Annotated in this window: 17 protein-coding genes and 1 tRNA gene; 10 read left to right on the top strand and 8 right to left on the bottom strand. The window is 63.4% G+C overall.

Annotated elements, in window-relative coordinates; genetic code table 11:
* Positions 1–81: 81 nt before the first annotated feature.
* From ACLGL5_RS33775 to ACLGL5_RS33740, 8 genes are all read left to right on the top strand, one after another.
* The gene (locus tag ACLGL5_RS33775) at positions 82–276 is read left to right on the top strand and encodes a hypothetical protein (RefSeq protein ID WP_069093026.1); all 195 of its coding nucleotides are present in this window, start codon (positions 82–84) and stop codon (positions 274–276) included.
* Positions 277–594: 318 nt separating this feature from the next.
* Positions 595–1,530: a helix-turn-helix domain-containing protein gene (locus ACLGL5_RS33770; protein WP_069093025.1), complete on the top strand. Its 936-nt coding sequence runs from the start codon at positions 595–597 to the stop codon at positions 1,528–1,530.
* Positions 1,531–1,724: 194 nt separating this feature from the next.
* On the top strand, positions 1,725–2,243 hold the full coding sequence (locus tag ACLGL5_RS33765) for a helix-turn-helix domain-containing protein (protein ID WP_019860890.1): 519 nt from the start codon (positions 1,725–1,727) through the stop codon (positions 2,241–2,243).
* 197 nt (positions 2,244–2,440) lie between these two features.
* On the top strand, positions 2,441–7,315 hold the full coding sequence (locus ACLGL5_RS33760) for a beta strand repeat-containing protein (protein ID WP_069093024.1): 4,875 nt from the start codon (positions 2,441–2,443) through the stop codon (positions 7,313–7,315).
* Positions 7,316–7,322: 7 nt separating this feature from the next.
* Positions 7,323–7,883: an invasion associated locus B family protein gene (locus tag ACLGL5_RS33755; RefSeq protein ID WP_019860888.1), complete on the top strand. Its 561-nt coding sequence runs from the start codon at positions 7,323–7,325 to the stop codon at positions 7,881–7,883.
* Positions 7,884–7,896: 13 nt separating this feature from the next.
* Positions 7,897–8,565 (top strand): hypothetical protein, encoded by a 669-nt coding sequence (locus ACLGL5_RS33750; protein WP_069093023.1) that lies wholly within the window; start codon positions 7,897–7,899, stop codon positions 8,563–8,565.
* A gap of 36 nt (positions 8,566–8,601) precedes the next feature.
* Positions 8,602–9,063 (top strand): DUF4189 domain-containing protein, encoded by a 462-nt coding sequence (locus ACLGL5_RS33745; protein WP_027047348.1) that lies wholly within the window; start codon positions 8,602–8,604, stop codon positions 9,061–9,063.
* Complete coding sequence (locus ACLGL5_RS33740; protein ID WP_069093022.1) at positions 9,048–9,596, top strand: invasion associated locus B family protein; 549 nt, start codon at positions 9,048–9,050, stop codon at positions 9,594–9,596. Before ACLGL5_RS33745 ends, ACLGL5_RS33740 begins: the two co-directional genes overlap by 16 nt.
* A gap of 37 nt (positions 9,597–9,633) precedes the next feature.
* On the opposite strand, the gene ACLGL5_RS33735 is transcribed toward ACLGL5_RS33740, so the two are convergent.
* From ACLGL5_RS33735 to ACLGL5_RS33710, 6 genes are all read right to left on the bottom strand, one after another.
* Positions 9,634–10,965 (bottom strand): HlyD family type I secretion periplasmic adaptor subunit, encoded by a 1,332-nt coding sequence (locus tag ACLGL5_RS33735; protein ID WP_171903311.1) that lies wholly within the window; start codon positions 10,963–10,965, stop codon positions 9,634–9,636.
* A 13-nt stretch (positions 10,966–10,978) separates the two neighbouring features.
* Positions 10,979–12,826: a type I secretion system permease/ATPase gene (locus tag ACLGL5_RS33730; RefSeq protein WP_245307224.1), complete on the bottom strand. Its 1,848-nt coding sequence runs from the start codon at positions 12,824–12,826 to the stop codon at positions 10,979–10,981.
* 78 nt (positions 12,827–12,904) lie between these two features.
* Positions 12,905–17,908 carry a beta strand repeat-containing protein gene (locus ACLGL5_RS33725; protein ID WP_494372843.1) on the bottom strand — a complete coding sequence of 1,668 codons (5,004 nt, stop codon included), beginning with the start codon at positions 17,906–17,908 and terminating at the stop codon, positions 12,905–12,907.
* A 317-nt stretch (positions 17,909–18,225) separates the two neighbouring features.
* Entirely contained in the window at positions 18,226–18,873 is a 648-nt protein-coding gene (locus ACLGL5_RS33720) for a response regulator transcription factor (RefSeq protein ID WP_069093020.1), read from the bottom strand.
* Positions 18,874–19,527: 654 nt separating this feature from the next.
* A complete protein-coding gene (locus ACLGL5_RS33715; RefSeq protein WP_245307223.1) occupies positions 19,528–19,806 on the bottom strand; it encodes a hypothetical protein in 279 nt (92 codons plus the stop codon).
* A 219-nt stretch (positions 19,807–20,025) separates the two neighbouring features.
* A tRNA-Met gene (locus ACLGL5_RS33710) sits at positions 20,026–20,102 on the bottom strand.
* Positions 20,103–20,343: 241 nt separating this feature from the next.
* On the opposite strand from ACLGL5_RS33710, the gene ACLGL5_RS33705 reads away from it, so the two are divergent.
* Entirely contained in the window at positions 20,344–21,303 is a 960-nt protein-coding gene (locus ACLGL5_RS33705; protein ID WP_019860760.1) for a Gfo/Idh/MocA family protein, read from the top strand.
* A 179-nt stretch (positions 21,304–21,482) separates the two neighbouring features.
* Here ACLGL5_RS33705 and mnmA read toward each other — a convergent pair whose 3' ends face one another.
* Positions 21,483–22,673: a tRNA 2-thiouridine(34) synthase MnmA gene (gene mnmA / locus ACLGL5_RS33700; protein ID WP_032933708.1), complete on the bottom strand. Its 1,191-nt coding sequence runs from the start codon at positions 22,671–22,673 to the stop codon at positions 21,483–21,485.
* A 287-nt stretch (positions 22,674–22,960) separates the two neighbouring features.
* Between mnmA and sciP the strand changes: the two genes are divergently transcribed.
* Complete coding sequence (sciP, locus tag ACLGL5_RS33695; protein WP_006203587.1) at positions 22,961–23,236, top strand: CtrA inhibitor SciP; 276 nt, start codon at positions 22,961–22,963, stop codon at positions 23,234–23,236.
* A gap of 69 nt (positions 23,237–23,305) precedes the next feature.
* On the opposite strand, the gene ACLGL5_RS33690 is transcribed toward sciP, so the two are convergent.
* Positions 23,306–24,232, bottom strand: a complete 927-nt coding sequence (locus ACLGL5_RS33690; RefSeq protein WP_032931470.1) for an NADP-dependent oxidoreductase — start codon at positions 24,230–24,232, stop codon at positions 23,306–23,308.
* Positions 24,233–24,266: the final 34 nt, after the last annotated feature.

Below are 24,266 nucleotides of genomic sequence, written 5' to 3'. Positions count from 1 at the left end.
CTTTGGTACCACATCTGTTGTATATCAGGGGGAACGAAATTAGCGGTATAACACTTTAATTGGAGGCGGGGGGAGCGCCGAATGATGAGATTCAACTTCAAGGGGCCTCCCGTGGGGGATGCCGAAATGTCGGTCCAGTGCCAGGGCCAGTTGCTGCCTTTCGTCCAGGAAATCGTCCAGGCGGCGGTCGCGGCCGGCTGGAATCGGGACGATGTCCTCCTGGCCTTTGTCGAACTCACCTGGGATCTGTACGAGAAGCGTCGCGGTGATCCGTAGCCGCCGCTCGTGACCTGTTGGCTCGGCGCCCCATCTTGCCTAGCCGCCGATTTCGGTGCCAAAAAAACGAAGCAATGGATTCTCGGAAGCCTCGCCACGGCTGATAAACGAAACTCGGGGCATGGCGAACACCTGCCGTTCCCGTGGAATGGAATGCTCGTCAACTTCTTCGGTCGGTCATTTTTTCTGTCTTTTCGCGAATAAGAATTTTTCTTTGCGCATGGGAGTTCTTCCCTAGCCGAGACGCCTGCGTTACGTTGGTTCCGGGTTCGGGCAAAGGGGATTTCAGGCGGCGGCAAGGCGGCTGAGGCGACGCGAATGAAAAATGCGGGCGAAGCTCGGGAAAGCGGCGTTTCCCGAGGCGTCGATCGGGTAGCCCGATATGTCCTGGACATCATTCCAGAAAGTGCCGGTCCCAGAAGAGCCACCGCACGTGGCAGCGTCATCCATTCCGTCCGCGGTCCCGGGTCGCAGACGTTCCTGGCCAAGGAACATTCCACGGGCATCGTGCTGAAGCCCGGACGCAAATTCAGAGCCTCGCTCGGCAGCGACAAGATCACGGAATACGATGCGCCGGTCGGATGCCTTGTCATCAATCCCGCTGGAGTCGACAGCAGCCTCACCTGGTCGCAGACCAGGGAAAACGCCGTCGTTTCCATCTCTCCCGAAGCACTGTCGGAGTTGGCTGCGCACGAATTCGATCGTTCCGATGTGGAACTTGAACCGCCTGCGTTCGGCAAGGTCGACCTGAAGGCGCTCAATATTCCCCAGATGATCACCATTCCCCAGATGATCACCGCCGAGCTGACCGGCAAGCTGCCGCCGAACGATCTCTATCTGGACTCGCTGCTCACCGTGTTCGGCGTCCATCTGCTGCGCACCTACACCGGCCGCAGCCGGCCGGCGGCGTCGGCCAAAGGCGGGCTCTCCGCCGCTGGTGCTCGGCGCGTGCGCGAGTACCTCGACGAGAATTTCGTGCGAAAGGTCATGGTCGCCGAACTGGCGTCGGTCGCCGGGGTTTCCTCCAATCATTTCATAGCAAGGTTCGCCAGCACGTTCGGCATTCCGCCGCATCGCTACCTGATCAACCTGCGCCTGGACTTAGCCGAAAAGTTACTCGTTGACGGCGAGCTAGCAATCGCCGAAATCGCCTACCTCGCCAGGTTTTCGGATCAGAGTCATCTGGCCGCAACCATGAAGAAATACAGGGGCAGAACACCGACCATGACCGGATATGCGCCGGGCAGAAACTGAAAGCCTGGGATGGCAAAGTGGCAACACCTGCCGTCCGATAATCCAAGACCGGAATTTCCTACAAGGCTTCCGGAGTTTTCCAAAATACGTCCGTCACGACTATGCCCCAGGCATTACCGGAGTCATTCGAAATAGCATGGAGCCTGTGCATTATTCGCCATCTGGCCGGACTGATCGAATGAACCGGAGCGACAATGCAGCAACAGCTCGATCAATCACGAACTGTTTTTGGGGGGAACGGGGAGGGCGGTCTCGGGTTGAAGTGCATCTGCGAAATATCAAGGGACCGAAAGATGCGGTCTGAAGATGGCCCTCCGGGATCGGCGTCCGGACCCGGTCCCGCGCGACTGCCGGCGCTGAACGTGAAAGGCGGCCTTTCCGCCCACAGCGCGCGCAAGGTGCAGGAATTCCTGGATCAGAATTTTACGCGCAAGATAGCGCTTGCAGAGATGGCGGCGGTTTGCGGGCTTTCATCCTATCATTTCGTGCGGGCTTTCTCCCGGACGTTCCGGGTGCCGCCGCATCAATATGTGCTTGATCTGCGGCTGGACTTCGCTGAGCGGCTGCTTGCCGAAAGCGGCATGACGATCGCCGATATCGCGCATTTGAGCGGCTTTTCGAGCCAGAGCCATTTTACTACCGTAATGAAGAAATACCGGCGATTGACGCCATTGCAGGCCCGCTTCGGCAAGCTTAATTCGAAGCTTAGGTGATATATTGATCGCTTGATTGTTTTACTTTGCCTTATTAAAGCACGAACTAAAGTAACTATCCGTTAACTCCCGCGAAGTTGCCGCAGTTTTTCTGACAAAACAGCAATTTCCTGAAATACGGCAAACCAGAATCGTGGCTTTCTGCGAGTGCTGGAATTTGTCAGACATTTCCTGGCGGCTGGCGAACGGAGAGGACCATGACCGACAATCAGATTTCGAGTGGCTCGTTTGTTCAGCATCGCGCGGCGCATTTCGCCAGGCATTGGATTGCCGGGGCTGATCCCCGCTCTCGCTCGGTTCGCCGCCGGCTGATGGCGGTCCTGCGCATGGCGCATAGCGTGCTCGGCATGCGCCGCAAGCGCCTGGGCCTGGGAGCGCTGGGCGCCGGTGGGGCGCTCGGGGCTGTGGTGGGGATCATGATCCCGCAGGCGGCGCTCGCGCAAGTTGTCATTGGCAACGGGGTTCTGACAAACGCCGCGAACTGCACGAACCCCTCAGCAGGGGTGCAAAGCATAGCGATCGGTTGTGGCAACACCGCCCCCGGCGCCGCCTCAACCGCCGTTGGCAATAACGCCCACGTGAATGGCAATAACGGCGTGGCGTTGGGCACCGGTATCACCGCTACAGGCGATGCTTCGATCGCCATTGGCTATGCGATGGGTGCCAATGGCCTCAACGCCATAGGCATAGGTGTCTTCGCGAACGCGACCGGCGTCAATGCTCTTGCCGTAGGCGGGAACGCCCGCGCACTCGTGGATGGAGCATCAGCCTTTGGCGTCAACAGCACCGCAAATGGGGCGAACGCCGTCGCTCTCGGCTCAACGGCCAGCGCTTCGGGTGGTGCCTCGGTGGCGATTGGATTGTCCTCCAACGCCTCATCGGCAAACGGTTCAGCCATAGCCATGGGCGTCGGCGCCAAGGCAAACGCTGGAGCGGGCGGCGGTTCTCCCGTTTCCATCGGCACGAATGCCAATGCAAGCGGCACCGCTCCTGCCGGCTTCACGTTCGAGGCCGTCGCGCTCGGCACAGCTTCAACCGCAACGGGGGCATGGTCGGCCGCGGTAGGCTCGAGCGCATCCGCGACCGGGACCGGGTCCAGCGCGTTCGGAACCTCCGCCACAGCGTCGGCGAACCAGTCCACGGCAATCGGTAACGGGGCGGCCGCCTCCGGTGTCGGGACCACGGCGATGGGTTACCTGGCCAAAGCCGCCGGGACGAATGCCGTTTCGGTTGGCAACCAGGCCAGCGCCGGAGGGTTGAACTCGCAAGCTCTCGGCAACGTCGCCAATGCTTCGGGCAACTTCGCGCTGGCGCTCGGCAATTCGGCCGTGTCGAGCGGAGTAGGCTCCGTCGCGGCGGGCTCAGGAGCCCAGGCCACGGGCGTGTCCGCCACCGCACTCGGCAACAACGCCGCGGCGACCGCTGCGAACGCAAGTGCGCTGGGATTGGGCGCCACTGCGGGCGGTGTAGACGGCACGGCGATCGGCAAGCAGGCCAATGCGAGCGCGCAAGACGCCATCGCCATGGGCACCACCTCAATTGCGAGTGGCACCGCCAGCACAGCGGTTGGCAACGTCGCCGTCGCCAGCGGCGCGAACGCCTCCTCGTTCGGGTCCGGCGCGAATGCCACAGGAGACAATTCCCTCGCTGCCGGCGTCAGCGCCAACGCCGGCGGACTCGACAGCACCGCTCTCGGCATCGGAACCGTAGCCAGCGCCGACAATTCCACTGCCGTCGGACGTGAAGCCCGCGCCACCGGACTCAACAGTACCGCACTCGGCCGCGGCGCCCAAAGCAGCGCCGTGAACTCCATCTCTCTCGGCGCTGGGACGAGGGCGACCGGGATAGGCGCCGTCTATGTCGGCTCAAGCACTTTTGCAACGAGCGCCAGTGGAGACAACGCCATCGGCATCGGCACGGACGTGACGGCGTCTGAGGACGACGCCATTGCAATGGGGCGCGACAGCCAGGCGACGGCAACCAACGCCATCGCTGTCGGTCTACAGTCCGCCGCGCTCTCCGCCGACTCCGTCGCCATCGGCACGGGCGCGACTACCGATGGCGGCAAGGCCGTGGCCATCGGCGCCGGCAACACAGCCTTTGGCGACGGCGCAGTCGCAATCGGCGATCCGAGTTATGCCAGCGGTACCGGCGCCTTTACCGGCGGCGCCAACAACATCGCCAACAGCGATGGCACGGCGAGCGCCACCGCGGCCAATATGGCGGCGGGCGCTGTCGCCATCGGCAACAACAACAAGGCGATCGGGCAGGGCTCCGTTGCCCTGGGCAATGGCTCGACTGCTGGTGCTGCCGGCCTTGCGGGCAATGTCGCGCTGGGCAATGGCGCGACGGCTGCTGCGAGCTCCGGCGATGTGGCGCTTGGCTCTGGCTCGGTGACCGTCGCAGCGGTGGGCACGCCCAATGCCGTGATCAACGGCACGACCTATGCCTTCCAGGGCATCAATCCGACCTCGACGGTCAGCATCGGCGCGCCGGGTGCGGAGCGCGCGCTCACCAATCTGGCGGCGGGGCGGATCAGCGGGTCCTCGACCGATGCGGTCAACGGCTCGCAGCTCTTCGCCACCAACCAGGCGGTCGATGCCATCGGCACCACGCTCAACAACATCAATGTCGGCGGCGGCATCAAGTATTTCCACGCCAATTCGGCCCTGCCGGATTCCCAGGCCCTTGGAACGAATTCCGTCGCTGTCGGACCCAACGCCGTGGCCAACAATGCTGGTGACGTCGCGATCGGCCTGAATTCGACGTCAGGAGCAACGACCAATGTCGGCGGAGCCACGATCGGCGGCGTGAACTACACCTTCGCCGGCGGCACGCCGGCGGGCGCCTTCTCGGTCGGGTCGGCCGGCGCCGAGCGTCAGATCCAGAACGTCGCGGCCGGACAGTTGAATGGCGGCTCGACCGACGCGGTCAACGGCTCGCAGCTCTTCGCCACCAACCAGCAGGTGACCGCCAACACCACAGCCATCGCCAATATCGGCAGTGGTGTCACCAATCTTGGCAACACGATCAACAACATCGCCGGCGACACCTCGACCGCCTATACCGACGCCAATGGCATAGGCATCCGCTACGCCCGCACCAACGAGGCCGGGCTGGCGCAAACCGATTCCTTCGCGCAAGGGGTAGGCTCCACCGCCGTCGGCTACCAGGCGACCGCGACCGGCGTCAGCGGGCTGGCGCTCGGCCGCGACACACTGGCCAGCATTGACGGCAGCGTGGCGCTTGGTTCGGGTTCCGTGTCCGACCGGGCCGTGGCGCCCGCAACCGGCCAGATCGCGGCCGGTCCTTCCAACTTCATCCAGTACAACACCACCGACAAGACGCTGCTCGGCGCCGTGTCGGTCGGCACCGCCACGTCCTACCGCCAGATCACCAATGTGGCTGACGGCACGCAGGCGCAGGATGCCGTCACCGTGCGCCAGCTGCAGGGTGTGATCGCCTCTGTCTCGGCGACGTCGACCAAGTATTTCCACGCCAATTCGGCGGCCGGCGACTCGCTCGCGGTGGGTGCCGAGTCGGTCGCTGTCGGCCCGACGACGGTCGTCAACGGCGACAATGGCGTCGGCATCGGCAACGGCGCCATTGTCGACCAGACAGCACCGGGCGGCACGGCCATCGGCCAGAACGCCCATGTCATGCTGGCCGACGGACTGGCCCTCGGCACCAATTCGCTGGCGTCCGGCATCCAGTCGGTGGCGCTTGGCGCCGGCGCCCAAAGCACCTTCATCAACAGCGTCGCGCTAGGCTCGCAGTCCATCACCACGGTCGGCGCCCAGGCCGGCTACACGGCCTTTGCACTCACCGCCCCACAGACCTCGTTCGGCGAAGTGTCGATCGGCGCCGCGGGAGCCGAACGCAAGCTCACCAATGTCGCGGCGGGCTCGGCCAATACCGATGCGGTCAACGTCTCCCAGCTTAAGGGCGTGTCGCAAAACGTCGCCAATCTGTTCGGCGGCAGCACCACGGTCAATCCCGACGGGTCTATCACCGGACCGACCTATACCATCCAGGGCAACACTTACTCGACCGTCTATGACGGGTTCACGGCCGTCAACAACGCGCTGACCAACATCAGCAATGGCGGCGGCATCAAGTATTTCCACGCCAATTCGACGCTGGCCGACTCCACCGCCAGCGGCACAGACAGCGTGGCGATAGGGCCGGCCAGCGTGGCCAGCGGCACCAACAGCCTTGCCGCCGGCAATGGCTCGACGGCCACGGGCCAAGGCGCGGTGGCGCTCGGCCAGGGCGCCAAAGCCAACAACGCCAATGACGTGGCGTTGGGTTCGGGCTCGGTGACGCAGACCGCGGTCGGCACCTCCAGCACCGTCATCAACGGCAAGACCTACGCCTTCGCTGGCACCACCCCGATCGGGACCGTCAGCGTCGGCGACGCAGGCGCCGAGCGCACGATCACCAATGTCGCCGCCGGACGGGTCAACGCCGGCAGCACCGACGCGATAAACGGCTCGCAGCTCTACGCCACCAACACGGCGGTCGAGGATTTGAAATCGGGCCTTGGATCGCTCACCCAGAATGCCGTCACCTATGACACCAATCCGGACGGCAGCAAGAAGAACAGCATCACGCTGCAGGGTGGCGACGTCAACGCGCCGGTGGTCATCTCCAATGTCGGCCCGGGTGTTGCCGGCACCGATGCGGTCAACGTCACCCAGATGAACAACCGTGTCGATTACGCCATCAACACCTCCAACAGCTACACAGACAAGGTGGCCGCCACGACCTTGCAGCAGGCCAACAACTATACCGACCAGAAGCTCAGCCAGCTCAACAGCGACTTGGGCGGCATACGCGACGAAGCCCGCCAGGCGGCGGCGATCGGCCTTGCGGCTGCCTCGCTGCGCTACGACGACCGTCCCGGCAAGCTGAGCGTCGCGGCCGGCGGCGGCTTCTGGCGGGATTCGAGCGCCTTGGCCTTCGGTGCGGGCTACACGAGCGAGGACGGCCGCATCCGCGGCAACGTGTCGGGCACGGCCGCTGGCGGTCATGTCGGCGTCGGCGCCGGCATCAGCTTCACCTTGAACTGAGGCAGGAATGAAAGGACTTGTCGTACTGACTTGCCTGGCGCTCTGCGGCGGCCTCGCGCCGGCCGCGGGGCAGGTTGCGTCGCCCTACAGGATCAAGCCTTCGGATGTGGTGCTGCCGCCCGACGTGAAACTGGGAACCTATCAGCGCACGATCCGTCCCTTCGAAAACTGGACGCTGATCTGCGACGAGAACCTCAAGGCGCGCAAGAAGGTCTGCAATGTCTCGCAGGTGATCGAGGACTCCTCGGGCAACATGGCCTTCAGCTGGTCGCTGGCCGCTACGCAGGACGGCAAGCCCTACATGATCGTCCGCACCGCGCCGAACGCCAGGAGCGACGGCCTGGTGTCGCTGAAGTTCGACGGGCGGGACCAGGCGATCGACGTCCACCTGAACGGCTGCAATGAAGTGGTCTGCGTCGGCATGCTGCCGGTCGGCCCCGTCATGCGCCAGCAGATCTCGCAGAACGCCACGCCGGCGATTTCCTATCCGACCGTCGACGGCAAGACGATCACCGTGACCGCAGCAACACTCAAGGGGCTGACGGCAGCCCTTTCGCCACTCAAATGACCGGGGCAGCACAATGAGCCAGCAGGACCAGTTCATGTCCGCAAAACGCAGCAGCCCGGCCGTCGAGGCGGATCGGCAGCGGATCGTCGAACCCAGGCGGCGGCGATGGCCGCGCGTCGTCGGATTTTCATTGTTGGGGCTCGTCGTGGCGGGCCTTGGCTTCGCCGCCGGGAACTATGCCGCGATCGCCAATCTGGTCGGCAGCGCGACCGCCGCACAGGCCGAGACAGCCAACCCCGCACTTCCGGACACGCCTTTCCTCGAGCACGTCAAGCAGGCCGGAGTGCAGGCCTGTTCGACCATCTATCCGGTGCTCGGGCAGATTTTAACGACAGGCACGAAATACAGCGTCAAATCCTTGTGGAACGACCAGGCGGCCGACAAGCATGCGGTCCAGGCCTTCGTCGGCATGGACTATGCGACGGAACGCTATAGCGGGCCTGCCGCCGGCGTCGTTTTCGCATCGCCCACCGCTTCGGGTTGCGAGGGGACGATGGTGCGGGTGGCGCCGTTCGCCAGCCCGTGCGCCGACCTCCCGTCCATTCTTCCACAAGGCAGCAAGATCACCGACCATCTCGGGCAGGTGGAGGTGTACGAGCTCGGCGGCAATGCCGGTGAGGCCCTTCTCTTGCCGACAGGCAAAAGCTGCGTGGTGATCTCCGTCGCTTCAGCGGCGAAGTAGGCGAAGCGACCAGGATCAAGGAAAGGGGTGCCGACCATGAGATTGCGGGCTTTGGCAGTTTTGGGCTTGACCTTGTTGTGGAGCGGACACGTCGTCTCGGCCGACCTGGTGGCGCCTTCGGAGCCGCAGCAGGAGGAAAAAGGCATCTGGGCGGCCATCGCCTATTCGCAGTCCGACAGCAAATACGGCTTCTTCTGGGGGGCGGACAAGCGGCAGGAGGCGAAGGACATCGCGCAGAAACATTGCGAGAACGCCGGCGGCAAGGCGTGCAACGTCGTCTCCGTCTTCCGCAACCATCGCCATTGGACTGACGACGACGAAACCGGCTTTCCCTACAAGCACTGCGGCGCGCTGGCCATGGCCGACAAGGTCGAGAACCGTTTCACGCCCTGGGGCGTGAACTCGGCAGAGACCCGCCGGGAGGCCGAAGACCTCGCCTTGCAGGCCTGCGAGGCGTCAGGGGCCAAATGCAAGATCCGTGAATGGGTCTGCACATGAAGCGTGGCCTCAAGGCCGCCTGCGCATACGGGGCAATCGCATTCTCGTTGATGCCGCCAGCGTCGGCTGAACAGCAGACTGCGACTGCTCCAAATGGGCCGTCATCGCTGCGCGAAGTCTATCAGGACTGGAGCGTGGCTTGCTCTGTCCAGGAGAATGCGAGGGTCTGTACGCTTTCGCAGGACCAGGTCCAGCAGAACGGCCAAAGGCTGCTTGCCATGGAGATACAAAGGCGCGCGGACGGGTCGACGATGGCCACCCTGCTTCTGCCCTTCGGCATCTTGCTCGATCCGGGGGTGACGCCCCAGATCGACGATCAGCCGCCATTGTCCCCTCAGCGCTTCAGGACCTGCTTGCCGACAGGCTGCATCGCGGTGTTTTCCATTGACCGATCCGTGCTCGGAAAGCTGAGGGTAGGCGAGGTGCTGAAGCTCAATGTCACGACAGATGCAGAGACGCCGCTGACATTCCCAGTGTCGCTGCACGGCCTGACCGCGGCGCTCGACCGCATGGTCGCGTTGAGCGCACGGTAGGGACAAGGACCTACGCCCCCGCTTGGGCTGCAGATGATTATTTTTCCCGCATCGCCCGGCGGAAGTTCTGCGTGATCGGCTCGGCGAGGTAGGAAAGCACGGTACGGGCGCCCGTCCGGATCATCGCCTCACTCGACATGCCGGGCAGCAGCTTGCGACCCTCCAGCTTGGCGAGTTCGTTTCTGTCGATCAACACCGTCGCGGCGAAATAGGGTGCGCCGCTGCGCTCCTCCACCATGCGGTCGGCTGACACGATCTCCACGACGCCGTCGAGCGGCGGCAGATTGTAGCGCGCGAAGGCCGGGAAGCTGACGTGCGCGGGCTGTCCGGGAGCGATCGTCTCGACATCCTCCGGTTTGACCATGGCCTCGACCACGAGTTGTTGTCCGAGCGGCACGATCGTCATCAATGTCTCACCGGGTTTCACAACGCCGCCAGCCGTGTGGACCTTCAGGTCCATGACGATGCCGTCGACCGGGGCGACGACATCGGTACGGGCAAGCACGTCCCTGGCGGAACGCTCCTCCTGTCTAAGATCGAACAATTCCGCTTCGACCTTACTCAACTCGTCGACGGCCTCGTTCAGCCGCACTGTGCCGAGATTCAAGATCTGCATGTCGATCTCGGCCATGGCACTTTTGGCACGGGCGATCGCGGCGATGTTGGTAGCGCGATCCCCCTCGATCTCCTGCTGTTGCCGCCTGAGCAAAAGGTTCCGTTCGCGCGTGGTCAGTCCCTTCGCGAGCAGGGTCTCGAGATCTTTGGTTTCACGCTCGATCGCGTCGATCTGCTTATCTTTGGTGACGATAAGCCGCTGCAGCCCTGTTATCTCTTCCTCGGTCTGGCGACGGCGCTGATTGAGAATTTCCTGCTCGTCCGTCAAGTTGTGATGCTTGGCCGCGAACACGTCACGCTGCGCTGCAACCGCGTCCTTCGCGGCGGTGGCGGGATTTGCGAGCAACGCCGGGTCAAACGCGATCACGTCCTTGCCGTCACGCTCGGCCCTGAGGCGCGCGGCCAGCGCCTCTCGCGTGGCGATCCGGTTCTGGATCAGGTAGAGCTGCGCCTTTGCCTGGGTGTCGTCGAGCCGGATGAGGACCGTGCCCGCCTTGACGATATCACCGTTGGCGGCATCGAGCTCCGCGATGATGCCGCCCTCGAGGTGTTGGATGAGCTTGCGGTCGCCAGCGACCTTGACGACGCCCGGTGCCACCGCGGCGCTGTCCAACGGCGCCAGGGCCGCCCAGCCGCCTGCCGCGCCGAAGAACAGGAACATGATCGCGAACCCGGTGCATGTCACGCCCGTTAGACGCAGGGGCACGGGTTCCAGCAGGGAGGGCGGCGGGACGGGTAACGGCACGACGTTCATAGCTGTTCTCATTTCATGCCTGGTTCGCCACGACAGCCGTGCTCATTGCGCTTTGACGCGACGTACGCTTTGAAGAGGGACGCGGCCGGTTGTCGGCGCCGATCACGGCGGCGGAGATTTCCGGCGCCGGATTTGCTGGTATCGCCGGATTTGCGGGTATCTGAGTGACCTGGCGGACGCGCGCGGCGAGTTCGTTGAAGACATGGTCGCGTGAACCGAAGAGGTCTTGTTGGCCCCGGTTGAGAACCAATATCTTATCGACCTTGTCCATCATGTTCGCCCGGTGCGCGATCAGGATAATGGTCGTGCCTGCCGCCTTCATCGCGCCGAGGGCGGCGATCAGAGCGTCCTCACCCTCGCGGTCGAGGTTGGAATTGGGCTCGTCCAGGATGATGAGTGCCGGATCGCCATAGAGTGCCCGCGCCAGACCGATGCGTTGGCGCTGGCCACCCGACAGCACCGCGCCGGCTTCGCCGATCTCGGTGGCGTAACCTTTCGGCAGTCCTTTGATCAGTTCGTGGACTCCCGCCAGCTGCGCTGCCTTGACCACGTTGTTGAAGACCGCCGGGGTGATAGTCGCGAAGCGGCAGATGTTTTCGGAGACGGTGCCGGCGAAGAGCTCGATGTCCTGCGGCAGGTAACCGACATAGTGGCCACGGTCCTCCGCCGCCCATTGGGCAACGTCCATGCCGTCCAGCAACGCACGCCCTCCGGATGGGCGCCAGGCGCCGGCCAGTATCCGCGCCAGGCTTGTTTTGCCGGCCCCGCTCGGGCCGATCAACGCCATGGCTTCACCCGGATTGAGCCGGAAGCTGATGCCTTTCAGGATGTGCTCGCCACCTGGTCGGGCCAGCACGAGGTTCTCGGCCTCGAACCTGCCTTTTGGACGGGGCAGCGGCAGAACCGGCGTCGCTTCCCGGTGGTCTCCGGCGACCGCGGTGAGACGCCGGTAAGCGGCACGCGCTCCGACCGTCGCCTTCCATGTGCCGATCGCTTGCTCGACCGGGGACAGCGCGCGCCCCATCAGGATCGAAGCGGAGATCATGATGCCGGGCGAAGCCTCGTTGCTAAGCACCAGGTAGGCGCCAAGGCCCAGTATGGCCATTTGCAGGGCCAGCCGGTGGCAACGGGCGATGGCCGCGATGACGCCGCCACGGTTGGCGGCAAGAACCTGTCCCTTGTTTGCCTCGTCCTGCTGCGCCTTCCAGCCCTCCAGCAGTGGCTTCAGCATGCCCATCGCCTGCACCACCTCGGCGTTGCGGATCGCCGCCTCGGCTTGCACATAGGCCCGCGACTGTGCGTTCGCGGCCTCGGTCAACGGCTTGCGTGTGAGGTATTCGTTGAGCACCGCCAGGGCAAACAGGACGACCCCGCCGCACAGCGCCAGCCAGCCCAGCCAAGGGTGCATGACGAATATGGCGGCGAAGAACAGCGGTGCCCAGGGCGCGTCAAGGATTGGGAAGATGCTTGGGCTGGTGAAGAAATTCCGGACTTGATCCAGATCGCGCAGCGGACGGGCGTTGGCATGGCCGGGCGCCGAGGCGGCATACTCCACCGATGCGGTCAGGAGAACCGGCGCCAATCGCGCGTTCATCCACGATCCGACGGTCGCCAGCAGACGCCCGCGCACCACCTCCAGCCCCGCCATTGCCACGAGCGCGGCTGCCGCCATCAGCGACAGCATCACCAGCGTCTCAAGGCTGTGGCTGGATAGCACGCGGTGGTAGACCTGCAGCATATAGAGCGCCCCGGTCAGCATCAGCACGTTGACGCCGCCGCTGAACCAGATAAGCGGCCGGATGGCGCGTCTGGCCTCTTTCATCACCACCTGCAGGGCAGGGGGCTGTTGTCTGTTTTTCATCATCGGGACGACATCTCCGTGCAACGGATCGCGGGAGGCAGTGCGGGGGCAGCCATAGCTGCCCCCGTTGGTCAAGCGTCAGGCAACATCTACAAAAATGTGCTGCAGCGCCGTCTGATCCAAGTCCGCGTCCGCCACGTGGAAGGCGAAGTCGAGATGGGCATCCGGCGTCGTGGTCTGCGTCGAGGTGAAGCCGATGTCCGTGATCTTCAGCACATCGTTGTCGGTGGGATCCCAGTTCTGTAGGGCGAAGGTCGTGCTACCACCACCGGAGCCCGTCGCCCGCTGCAGGTCGATCGCCGTCGGTGTCTCCTGAAGGCCGGCTAGGTTCGGGTTGCTATCGGGGCCGGTGAGACCGTTGCCAGACTGCATGATCTGGACACCCTGAAGTACCCAGTTCTCGCCTGCACCGTTGTAGTCGTTCCTCTCGACGATGACGAGACCGTCGTTGTTGTCGAGCGGGAAGTCGGCAGCGTAGGCGGTAGGTACCTGCCCTGTCTTGAAGATGTCGGCGTTTGAGACGTACATCGCCTTCGTGGTAAACGTGTCGGCGGCGGTGCCTGTGCCGCCCGCGACCCCGTCGGTACCGAAATTGACGAGGTTGAGGATCAGCATCAAGTCCTCGCTGTTGCCGATACCGTCGAACTTGATTGCCATATCGTTGGCCGTCTGGTTCGGGACGTTATTGGCACCGTCGTCGGTGACGATGCCGGGGCTGTGGTCGAAGAACCGCAACGTCAGCAACTCACCCTTCTGGATCGTGTCACCGGCAACCCCGTTCGTGGCTTGGGTTGCAGAAACCCAATCCTCGAAGTTGCTGCTGATCTGCTGGCCGGCATTGAAGATGGTGTCGTTAACACCGCCGACAACCGGATTGCCGTCACCCGTCGCGTTGAACCCGAAGGGGCTCCCGTTGGGGTTCGAGTTACCGGTGAACTGCACGAAGAAGTCCCGGTCAGTCTGATCGGTCGTGGTGCTAGCGTCGAAAAGCTTCTCCACCACGATGTTTGGGTGACCGACGTTGCTCACCGGCTCCTTGGACAAGAGCTCAGAGGTGTGCAGGATGTCCTTGGTGAAGCCCTCGACCGTGTCGTTCAATGTGATGGTGTAGGTGTCGGCAACCTTGTTGAAGACAAGGGTGCCACCCGCCGTGGCAGTCTGGTTGCCGGCCGTGTTCGGGTCACTATCGTACGAGATTTGCCAGTTGAACGATGCTGAGGTGTCGCTTTCCGACTGGAGCGTCGCGAACGAGCCAAGGAACGAAGTCGTCCCTGGTGCCGGCACAAGGCCGGTGAGGTTACCGGTGAGCCCGATCTGGATACCGGCAAGGGCTCCCTCGGCATCGACGAAGTCAGAGTGCGCGGCGTCGTAGAACGAGGCCGGATGGCCGTCCGTGCCGATGTCGTACCCGAAGGCTCCGGTAGCCGACGCGTTGAGCGTGTTGGCGAGAGTCTCGTGGGTCCCGGTGCCGTTGCCGGTGTTCTGGTCCCCGTCGAACGGCACCGTGATCGTCGGGCCGTCGTCCCTGATCTGCACCTTGTCGCCAATGGCGATGCTGGTGCTGTTGGTGTCGCCGTCGCCGTCGGTGGCGGTGATCACCGCCAGCAAGGCGCTGTCGAGCATCGTCTTCACATCATTGGGGTTGGTCGTGTCCGGATGGGCGATCGCGACATATTGCGCGATGCTGAGGATGCCGCCCTGGCTGATGGAGATGGCGATGGCGACGGGATCGCCAGTCGTGGCGCCGTCGTTGCCGACGTCGATCCGGCCAACGACGAGGCCGCCCTCGACGTTGAGCAGGATGTTGCGGCCGTCGAGCGAATCGAAGCCGGAATCGGCATTCGCGCCGCTGACGCCGAGCGAAAGCGTCTGGGTGCCGGGGCCGTCGGTGCCGAAGCTCGAATTGGGTGTGACCACCGCCGAGGCGCTGGCCGCCCAGCCGAGCGCTGTGCCGAGCGCCGCGAAGGCGGCGGGCAAGGCGCCGGCTTGGTCATTGGAGCCGGCATCGACGCCGGCCGTCTCGTCATGCAGCACCTTGGCCGCGTTCTCGGTCAAGGCCGCCGTCGGGCCGTCGTCCCTGATCTGCACCTTGTCGCCAATGGCGATGCTGGTGCTGTTGGTGTCGCCGTCGCCGTCGGTGGCGGTGATCACCGCCAGCAAGGCGCTGTCGAGCATCGTCTTCACATCATTGGGGTTGGTCGTGTCCGGATGGGCGATCGCGACATATTGCGCGATGCTGAGGATGCCGCCCTGGCTGATGGAGATGGCGATGGCGACGGGATCGCCAGTCGTGGCGCCGTCGTTGCCGACGTCGATCCGGCCAACGACGAGGCCGCCCTCGACGTTGAGCAGGATGTTGCGGCCGTCGAGCGAATCGAAGCCGGAATCGGCATTCGCGCCGCTGACGCCGAGCGAAAGCGTCTGGGTGCCGGGGCCGTCGGTGCCGAAGCTCGAATTGGGTGTGACCACCGCCGAGGCGCTGGCCGCCCAGCCGAGCGCTGTGCCGAGCGCCGCGAAGGCGGCGGGCAAGGCGCCGGCCTGGTCATTGGAGCCGGCATCGACGCCGGCCGTCTCGTCATGCAGCACCTTGGCCGCGTTCTCGGTCAAGGCCGCCGTCGGGCCGTCGTCCCTGATCTGCACCTTGTCGCCAATGGCGATGCTGGTGCTGTTGGTGTCGCCGTCGCCGTCGGTGGCGGTGATCACCGCCAGCAAGGCGCTGTCGAGCATCGTCTTCACATCATTGGGGTTGGTCGTGTCCGGATGGGCGATCGCGACATATTGCGCGATGCTGAGGATGCCGCCCTGGCTGATGGAGATGGCGATGGCGACGGGATCGCCAGTCGTGGCGCCGTCGTTGCCGACGTCGATCCGGCCAACGACGAGGCCGCCCTCGACGTTGAGCAGGATGTTGCGGCCGTCGAGCGAATCGAAGCCGGAATCGGCATTCGCGCCGCTGACGCCGAGCGAAAGCGTCTGGGTGCCGGGGCCGTCGGTGCCGAAGCTCGAATTGGGTGTGACCACCGCCGAGGCGCTGGCCGCCCAGCCGAGCGCTGTGCCGAGCGCCGCGAAGGCGGCGGGCAAGGCGCCGGCTTGGTCATTGGAGCCGGCATCGACGCCGGCCGTCTCGTCATGCAGCACCTTGGCCGCGTTCTCGGTCAAGGCCGCCGTCGGGCCGTCGTCCCTGATCTGCACCTTGTCGCCAATGGCGATGCTGGTGCTGTTGGTGTCGCCGTCGCCGTCGGTGGCGGTGATCACCGCCAGCAAGGCGCTGTCGAGCATCGTCTTCACATCATTGGGGTTGGTCGTGTCCGGATGGGCGATCGCGACATATTGCGCGATGCTGAGGATGCCGCCCTGGCTGATGGAGATGGCGATGGCGACGGGATCGCCAGTCGTGGCGCCGTCGTTGCCGACGTCGATCCGGCCAACGACGAGGCCGCCCTCGACGTTGAGCAGGATGTTGCGGCCGTCGAGCGAATTGAAGCCGGAATCGGCATTCGCGCCGCTGACGCCGAGCGAAAGCGTCTGGGTGCCGGGGCCGTCGGTGCCGAAGCTCGAATTGGGTGTGACCACCGCCGAGGCGCTGGCCGCCCAGCCGAGCGCTGTGCCGAGCGCCGCGAAGGCGGCGGGCAAGGCGCCGGCCTGGTCATTGGAGCCGGCATCGACGCCGGCCGTCTCGTCATGCAGCACCTTGGCCGCGTTCTCGGTCAAGGCCGCCGTCGGACCATCGTCGTCGGTGAACAGCTTGTCGCCGACCGATTGGGTCACCGTCACGCCTTGCGACAGGTCGACCCGGCCGACGTCGAATTTGCCGACCACCGCCGTCGCCTGGAAGCGGTTGAATGTTTCCACTGCCTGTGTGCTGCTCTTGTCGGTGAACCACTGCACCGTATAAGCATCGTTGAGGTGCTGGGCGGTTATGGTTCCGTCCGCGTTGAAGGTGACGAAGCTGTTCGACACCGTCGTGTCGGTGACCGGCTGCCCGTTGCCGTCCTTGATGACGACGCGAACGATAGCCACCGCCGCATCGTCGGCAAGCGCGCTTTGGCCGGCGTCGTTGCCAAGGTTGCTGCCGCTGCCGAGATTGTTGTCGATATAGCTTCGGCCTTGCTCGGGAGAGGTCGTCGCGCCGCCGGCGCTGAACGCGCCGATCTTGACGGTGAAGTTGGTGCCCGGACTGCCCTCGGTCTGCGAGATGAAGAGCTTGGCGTCGATGACATCGATGAAGTCGGTGTAGCTCATATTATCGATGTCGCCATAAGTGCCCGGTGCCTGACCTTTGACGAAGCTGAACACGGCCGTCTCACCCGGATCGAACATCTGGTTGTTGACGCCGATCGTGGCGCCAATGCCGCCCTGGCTGGTCTTGATGTTGTCACCTGAATTGTCGAGCGATCCGTCTGCCTGGATGACCGGATGTATGCCGCTCACCACCAATCCTGCGCCCGATGTGCCGACTGCCACGAACAGATGGTTGCCGGAGTCGAGATTGTCGAAATTGAATGAGGTCGATCCCGAAGCAGAGACATTGAGAAGGTTGGTCCAGTCGATCCGGTCATCTGGATTCGCGGTATTGGGATGAGCAATGGCCTCGAAGGTCACCATCTCGATGCTGGCGCTGAGATTGTCCCCGGCAGCTTTCAGGTAGAAAGCAGCGACCACATCGCCTACTCCTTCGGTGGCGCTGGTCGTGGCTAGCACGATCGTGCCGTTCGCATAGGAATGCAGATAGATGGCGTCGCCATCGACCGTTTGCAGCGGGCTGCCATTAAAGATGACCTGGTCGCCGTCAAGCGGCGCGCCGCTGCCATCGGAGAAGAACAGCTTGCTGATCGTCGCCCCGTCAGGATTGACCGTGACGAGGCCGGCCGCGCTGACCGCGGCCTCCACATTGTCGGCATAGGCGAGCTGGCCAGCAGACAGTTGCAGGTCACCGGCAAGGCCGTTCAGGAAAGTCTGGAAAGCGGAGGAAAGCCCACTGAGATTGGCGCCGATCACGGTGTCGTTGCCGTCTACCTGCGTCTGCTGCCCCGAAGTCTGATCAAGGATCAATGTGCCGTTGATGGTGATGGTGGTGGCCATGGTCGTCGTCCTCTTTGGCGAGGTTTGATGGCGAGGTTTTATTAGAACGATCCGCACGTCCGGTCATGCCGGAATGCCCCTACCCGAGTGCATCCGGTCGCGCACTGTGCGGCCCTCCTACGCGATTGTGCCGCCGACGCGGAGGACGCGTCCATTCCCGCTTCGATAGTGTTAGGGTGAATGGCCGTAGCTGATCGAACGATATATATCCTTCGATAGATCAGGTCGGCGCGCGGCTGCACTGTTGTCGCGGCCATTGCTATCAGGCGGCTTTCCGGCCCGTTGCGGGCATGTCGATGCCGGGTTGAAAGCGATAATCAGAGCAGGCCGGTTCGGCCTGTTCTTGGACGCTCGGCATCGTTGCCATTCGCTAGCCAGGCCAATTCCGCCCGGCTGCCGAGTTGCAGCTTTTCGTAGACGTGATGCAGGTGCATCTTCACGGTGCCTTCGGATACATGCAGCCGCTGTGCGATGGTCTTGTTGCGCAACCCGCGCGAGACGAGGTCGGCGATCTCGGTCTCCCGCCCGGTCAGCCTGGATTTCGGCTGGGGCTGCGATCGGGGCATCAGCAGTTGCTGGACGATCTTGTTGTCGATCCACTTCTTGCCGACCGCCACCGCATTCACGCATTCGACGAGATAGCGGTGACTGATGCCGTCGAGCAGCAGGCCGTCGCCGTCGAGCGCCTGTATTTCCTTGATGTCGAGCCTGCTGTTCGGTTGCACGATGAAGATGACGCCGAGCGTGCTGTTGCAGGCCTTAAGCCGGGAGGAAAGACCGATCGTCTGCGGATCCGCGATGTTCAAGCCGACGATGACGATATCGGGCCGATGGCGCGCTACATAAGGGAGAATGTCTGCAGGGCGGCGGCACTGGGCGACAACATCGTGTCCAGCCTTGCGCAGTACCCATTCCAGACCGGCGAGATACACCCCCCGCGGGTCCGCAACAACCAAAGTTGACATGCGAACCGTCCGTAAAAAACGCAACGAACTTGTCTAAAAATCCGTAGATCAGGAAACCAGAGCTTAGGCAGTTTGTCAAGAAATAGCTAATATATAGTTTGCTATGATAGCAAGCCAATGCTTTTGAGGCAGCCGGCATGGACACTTCGCACGGCAGCAGGTCGGAATCGTCGTCGCGGCGAGGGCCTTTGAGCACACTCCGATGCATCAGGATCTTTGAGGATCCTCGGGTGCTCGGACTCAAAGGCCGCAGGCCGTGATCGTCGGCAACGGCCCAGCGCCTGGGGTTGCTAGGGGGACTGGCAGCGGAAGGCCGCTGGGCCTGACCGACAGGGGCCTTGAGGACGGGCGGCGCCGGCTGGCGGGAATATGCACTCCTATTGATATCCGCGAAACATGCGAATGAAGGAAGTCAAAGCCGGCTGAAGGCCGTGCGACATGTCACCGGCAAGGAAGTCGAGTTTATCGGATGAAGCGCCCCGCGGCCGGTACAGCCTCCTACTGCTGGGTAGCCCAACAGGCTTAGTTGCAAATTTGCTAATATACGGACAAACTCATTGGAGCGGGGAGGAACCCGAAAACTCACCGCAATGGCCGGTGCGGCGTCCGTCGCGCCCCAAAGCCCACCCGCACCGGCCATTCCCCACGGTTAGCCTACAGCCGATCGAAATCAGCGAGCCCGAGACGTCTTCGCTGACCCTCTGCATATGCCAGGGCAAACGACTCCAGTTCGAATGCTCGGGTTAGTTCCTCGTCGCCATCGACCACACGGACGAACCACTCCCCGCAGGCTTCGATCACTTCAACGCAAGGATTGACCTCGCCGTCACGCGCTACGCTATCCATCGCAAGCTCCTTAGAAAGCAATGGTGAACGTCGATTTTGTAACGGTCGCCCGAATCCGTTTTCAATATCAAATGTGTATCGGGACATTCGTTGTCTCTAGGAATTTATCCGCGCGGCAGGACGGTGCCCTCCATCCTCAGCCGAAGATCAGGCCCCCCGATCGGCACGCACGCCTCTGTCTGAGAGCGCGGGCTTTAAACCGCCTCTTCAGCGACATCAGGAGGCGTTGGCTCCGGACGCGACTTGAAATCATCCACCCGGATGCAGTTGAGGGGATCAAGGTAGCTGATTCTTATTTGAAGAATTTGGTAGCGGGAGAGGGACTTGAACCCCCGACCCCAGGATTATGATTCCCGTGCTCTAACCAACTGAGCTACCCCGCCAGGGCGGCGAAAGGCCCGAAATCCTCCTTAAATCGAAAGGCATTTCGAGGCGTTCGCCAAGGTCGCGCGGATATAAGGTTGGGAGGGCGAGCCTGTCAAGCTTCGAAGCATTCCATATCGCCGCATATTCTCATTGCCGAAAAAAGCTTTGCCGCATGGACATTTGGTTGCAACCGCCGGGGTTGAGTTCGAAGGGGCACGTCGCTATGTCTCGGCCACGAGTTTTTAGAGTTTGAAACAGATGAAGCCGCGCATTGCAGTCCTCGGTTGCGGATACTGGGGCAGCAACCATATCCGCACCCTCAAGGCGCTTGGCGCGCTGCACGCGGTTTCCGACGCCAACCGGGCGCGTGCCGAAGGCTTTGCCAGCGAACAGGATTGCCTGGCGATCGAGCCGGACCAGCTGTTCGGCCGGGACGACATCGACGCCATCGTCATGGCCTTGCCGCCACAATACCATGCCGACCTCTCCGTGCGCGCCGTCGAGAGCGGCAAGGACGTGCTGGTGGAAAAGCCGATCGCACTGACCGTGCCGGATGCCGAGCGCTCGGTGCAGGCGGCCAAGGACAATGGCCGCGTCTTCATGGTCGGCCATGTCCTGCGTTTTCATCCCGCCTTCGAGACGCTGAAGGGGCTGATCGACAATGGCGAGCTTGGCGAGGTCCGCTACATCCACTCGCACCGGCTTGGCCTTGGCAAGTTCCATACCGAGAATGATGCGCTGTGGGACCTGGCGCCGCACGATCTGTCGATGATCCTGGCCATCACCGGTACCGAGCCGATCGAGGTGCGCGGCGAGGGTGCGGCGCTCCTCGACAATCTCAGCGACTTCGCGCATCTGCACATGCGCTTTCCCAACGGCCTGCGCAGCCATCTTTTCACGTCGCGGCTCAACCCCTATCGCGAAAGGCGGCTGACCGTGGTCGGCACCAAGGCGATGGCGGTGTTCGACGATGTCGAGCCGTGGGAGCGCAAGCTTGCCGTCTACCGCCATGCGGTCTGGCAGGACAGCGGCCAATGGGCCTTCACCACCAACGAGCCGTCCTATGTCGCGGTTGCGCAAGGCATGCCGCTGACGCGCGAGCTTGAGCATTTCATCCACTGCATCGAGACACGGGCCGAGCCGCGCACCAGCGGCGAGGAAGCAATCAGGGTGCTGCGCATCCTGACGGCGGGGACGGTCACCCACACCAAGTCCTGAGACCGTTTGGAGATTCTACTCTGGCGGCCATCTGATGGCGTTTTCTGCGCTTCCCCGTTCTACGGCGTGCAGTAGACGTGAGCTCACGGACCCGAATGTCCGCTGTGCTCCGGTCCTCGAAACCACCACCATATGACTCGCCAGAGCGAATTTCGAAACGGTCTCTGAGAGGGTAGTGTCTATTCGGCCGGAATTTGCGCCGGCCTTGCCGCCAGCTTCGTCAGCATGGCTTCGGCCTCGGCGCCGCGCTCTGAGCGCTCGATGAAGCCGCCGCCGAAGACGCGCGCTTCGTTGCCGTCGTCGGAATAGAGCACGCAGGCCTGTCCGGGCGCGATGCCCGACTCGCCGTCGGCCAGTTCGACCGACGTCACTCCAGCGACGTGGCGCAGCACCGCCGGACGCGGCGGCCTGGTCGAGCGCACTTTGGCGAACAGTTCGAGGCCGCCTTCGGGAATATCACCGAGCGGTCCGTCGCCAAGCCAGTTCATGTTGCGCAGATAGATCTTGTGCGTCTCCAGCGCCTCGCGCGGGCCGACGACAACGCGGGCCCGTTCGGCATCGAGATGGACGACATAGAGCGGCTCGCCGGAGGCGATGCCGATGCCGCGGCGCTGGCCGATCGTGTAGCGCAATATGCCCTCATGGCGGCCGAGCACGCGGCCGTCGATGTGGACGATGTCGCCCGGATTGGCGGCGGCCGGCTTCAGCTTGGCGATGATGTCGGAATATTTGCCTTGCGGCACGAAGCAGATGTCCTGGCTGTCCTGCTTGGCGGCCACCGTCAGCCCCATCTCCTCGGCTATGGCGCGCACCTGCGGCTTCGACAGGCCGCCCAGGGGAAAGCGCAGATAGTCGATCTGCGCCTGCGTGGTGGCGAACAGGAAATAGCTCTGGTCGCGGTCGGCATCGACCGGCCGGTAGAGCGCGCGGTGGGCGCCATTGGCGCCGGAGCGGATGTAATGACCGGTGGCGAGCGCGTCGGCGCCCAGTTCCTTGGCGGTGGCCAGCAGATCGGCGAACTTCACGGTCTGGTTACAGGAGACGCAAGGGATCGGCGTCTCGCCGGCGACATAGCTCTCGGCGAAGGGGTCGATGACCGCCTTGCGGAAGCGCTCCTCGTAATCGAGCACATAGTGGGGAATGCCAAGCGTCTCGGAAACACGGCGGGCATCATCAATGTCCTGTCCCGCGCAGCATGAACCGGCCCGGTGCGTGGCCGCGCCGTGATCGTAAAGCTGCAAGGTGACGCCGACGACATCGTAACCTTCGCGTTTCAACAGGCCGGCGACCACGGACGAGTCCACGCCGCCCGACATGGCGACGACAATGCGGGTGTTTTCGGGACGTCCGGGAAGGTCGAGACTGTTCATGATGCTTTCATTCTGCGCGGCGTCTGAATGCCAATGTCGAGAATATAGGTCAAGCTTTGCGGCGGCGCCAGCTTGCAAGGCGATCGACGGATTGCGGGCGATCCGCAATCGGCCGGATTTTTTCCAATCAATTCAAGGCTTCCAGCCGGATGTTTCAAATGCCTGCGAAAAGACTAACGCGGCGTTCACGATCCTTACCTAGTCATTAGGGTCTGCTTAGGCAATTTTTAAAGCTGTGGCGGTAACGTGGCGGGGATTGGGTCTTTGAGTTTTTTGTAGAGAGTACGATGACCGATCTGGTTAGACCTAGAGTTAAGTATGTTATCGGGCCTGACGGCAGCCCTCTCACGATTGCCGATCTGCCGCCGACCAATACGCGTCGCTGGGTTATCCGGCGCAAGGCGGAAGTGGTCGCGGCGGTGCGTGGCGGGCTTTTGAGCCTCGAAGAGGCATGCCAGCGCTACAAGCTGACCACCGAGGAATTCCTGTCCTGGCAGGCGTCGATCGACGAATATGGCCTTGCCGGGCTGCGCACCACGCGCATCCAGCAATACCGGCACTAGGTCCGGGTTGAAGATACAAAAGGGCGCGGCACTCCGCGCCCTTTTGCTTTTAGGTCGTGTCTTTGTTGGTCAAACCGTCAACGCCACCTTGCCGATCGGCTTGGTGGCGAGAAAGGCGTGAGCGGCCCCGGACTCTTCGAGCGGGAAGCTCTTGGCCACATGAACGGTGAGCTTGTTCGCGTCGATCAACCGGCCAAGCTCCATCAGGCCTTCGCGGTCAGGCACGACAGACATGCGCTCGACACGGATGCCGCGCGCGCTAGCCAGCGCCCTGGTGGCCTCGTTGAGGTCCAGCAAGGACACCAACACGCCGCCATTCCTGATGACCTTGAGCGAGCGTTCGGCGTGCTCGCCGCCGATTGGGTCGAGCACCAGATCGATGTCGCTGATCCGGCCGGCAAAATCGCCTTGAGTGTAGTCGATGACCTCGTCGGCGCCGAGCTTGCGGACGAAATCGAGCTTGTTGGGGCTGGCTGTGGCGATGACATAAGCGCCGCGCGCCTTAGCGATCTGCACTGCCAGATGGCCGACGCCGCCGGCCCCCGCATGCACCAGCACGCGCTGGCCCGATTTCAAGGCGCCATGGCGGACAAGGCCCTGCCAGGCGGTCAGACCGGCCAGCGGCAACGCGCCTGCCTGGATATGGTCCGCCGCCTTCGGCTTCGGCGCGACCTCGTCGGCCGGCACGACGGCAAGCTCGGCGTAAGCCGCCGCCTGCTTGGGAAAGCGCGGCATGCCGAACACCTCATCGCCGACCTTGAGGCCGGTGACGCCGGCGCCGAGCGCCTCGACGGTTCCCGAAATATCCCAGCCGAGGATGAAGGGCGGCTCTCCGAGCAGCGGATAGTAGCCGGCGCGCACGGCGCCATCGACCGGATTGATGCCGGCCGCCCTGACGCGGACCAGCACTTCACCGGCCTTGGGAGCGGGATCGGGCTGGTTGGCAACGACAAGGATTTCGGGTCCGCCGAAGGAATTCTGAATAACGGCACGCATGGTGTCTCTCCCTGCTTGGTTGGTGCCGCTATCA

This window comes from Mesorhizobium sp. U510 (genome assembly GCF_059180695.1).
This window is presented reverse-complemented; position numbering and strand designations above follow the sequence as displayed.

What these genes read in the sequence shown, in the direction of transcription:
- ACLGL5_RS33775 (WP_069093026.1), top strand. Translation starts at nt 82, where the DNA reads ATGATGAGATTCAACTTCAAGGGGCCTCCCGTGGGGGATGCCGAAATG.
- ACLGL5_RS33770 (WP_069093025.1), top strand. Translation starts at nt 595, where the DNA reads ATGAAAAATGCGGGCGAAGCTCGGGAAAGCGGCGTTTCCCGAGGCGTC.
- ACLGL5_RS33765 (WP_019860890.1), top strand. Translation starts at nt 1,725, where the DNA reads ATGCAGCAACAGCTCGATCAATCACGAACTGTTTTTGGGGGGAACGGG.
- ACLGL5_RS33760 (WP_069093024.1), top strand. Translation starts at nt 2,441, where the DNA reads ATGACCGACAATCAGATTTCGAGTGGCTCGTTTGTTCAGCATCGCGCG.
- ACLGL5_RS33755 (WP_019860888.1), top strand. Translation starts at nt 7,323, where the DNA reads ATGAAAGGACTTGTCGTACTGACTTGCCTGGCGCTCTGCGGCGGCCTC.
- ACLGL5_RS33750 (WP_069093023.1), top strand. Translation starts at nt 7,897, where the DNA reads ATGAGCCAGCAGGACCAGTTCATGTCCGCAAAACGCAGCAGCCCGGCC.
- ACLGL5_RS33745 (WP_027047348.1), top strand. Translation starts at nt 8,602, where the DNA reads ATGAGATTGCGGGCTTTGGCAGTTTTGGGCTTGACCTTGTTGTGGAGC.
- ACLGL5_RS33740 (WP_069093022.1), top strand. Translation starts at nt 9,048, where the DNA reads ATGGGTCTGCACATGAAGCGTGGCCTCAAGGCCGCCTGCGCATACGGG.
- ACLGL5_RS33735 (WP_171903311.1), bottom strand. Translation starts at nt 10,965, where the DNA reads ATGAACGTCGTGCCGTTACCCGTCCCGCCGCCCTCCCTGCTGGAACCC.
- ACLGL5_RS33730 (WP_245307224.1), bottom strand. Translation starts at nt 12,826, where the DNA reads ATGAAAAACAGACAACAGCCCCCTGCCCTGCAGGTGGTGATGAAAGAG.
- ACLGL5_RS33725 (WP_494372843.1), bottom strand. Translation starts at nt 17,908, where the DNA reads ATGGCCACCACCATCACCATCAACGGCACATTGATCCTTGATCAGACT.
- ACLGL5_RS33720 (WP_069093020.1), bottom strand. Translation starts at nt 18,873, where the DNA reads ATGTCAACTTTGGTTGTTGCGGACCCGCGGGGGGTGTATCTCGCCGGT.
- ACLGL5_RS33715 (WP_245307223.1), bottom strand. Translation starts at nt 19,806, where the DNA reads ATGTCCCGATACACATTTGATATTGAAAACGGATTCGGGCGACCGTTA.
- ACLGL5_RS33705 (WP_019860760.1), top strand. Translation starts at nt 20,344, where the DNA reads ATGAAGCCGCGCATTGCAGTCCTCGGTTGCGGATACTGGGGCAGCAAC.
- mnmA (WP_032933708.1), bottom strand. Translation starts at nt 22,673, where the DNA reads ATGAACAGTCTCGACCTTCCCGGACGTCCCGAAAACACCCGCATTGTC.
- sciP (WP_006203587.1), top strand. Translation starts at nt 22,961, where the DNA reads ATGACCGATCTGGTTAGACCTAGAGTTAAGTATGTTATCGGGCCTGAC.
- ACLGL5_RS33690 (WP_032931470.1), bottom strand. Translation starts at nt 24,232, where the DNA reads ATGCGTGCCGTTATTCAGAATTCCTTCGGCGGACCCGAAATCCTTGTC.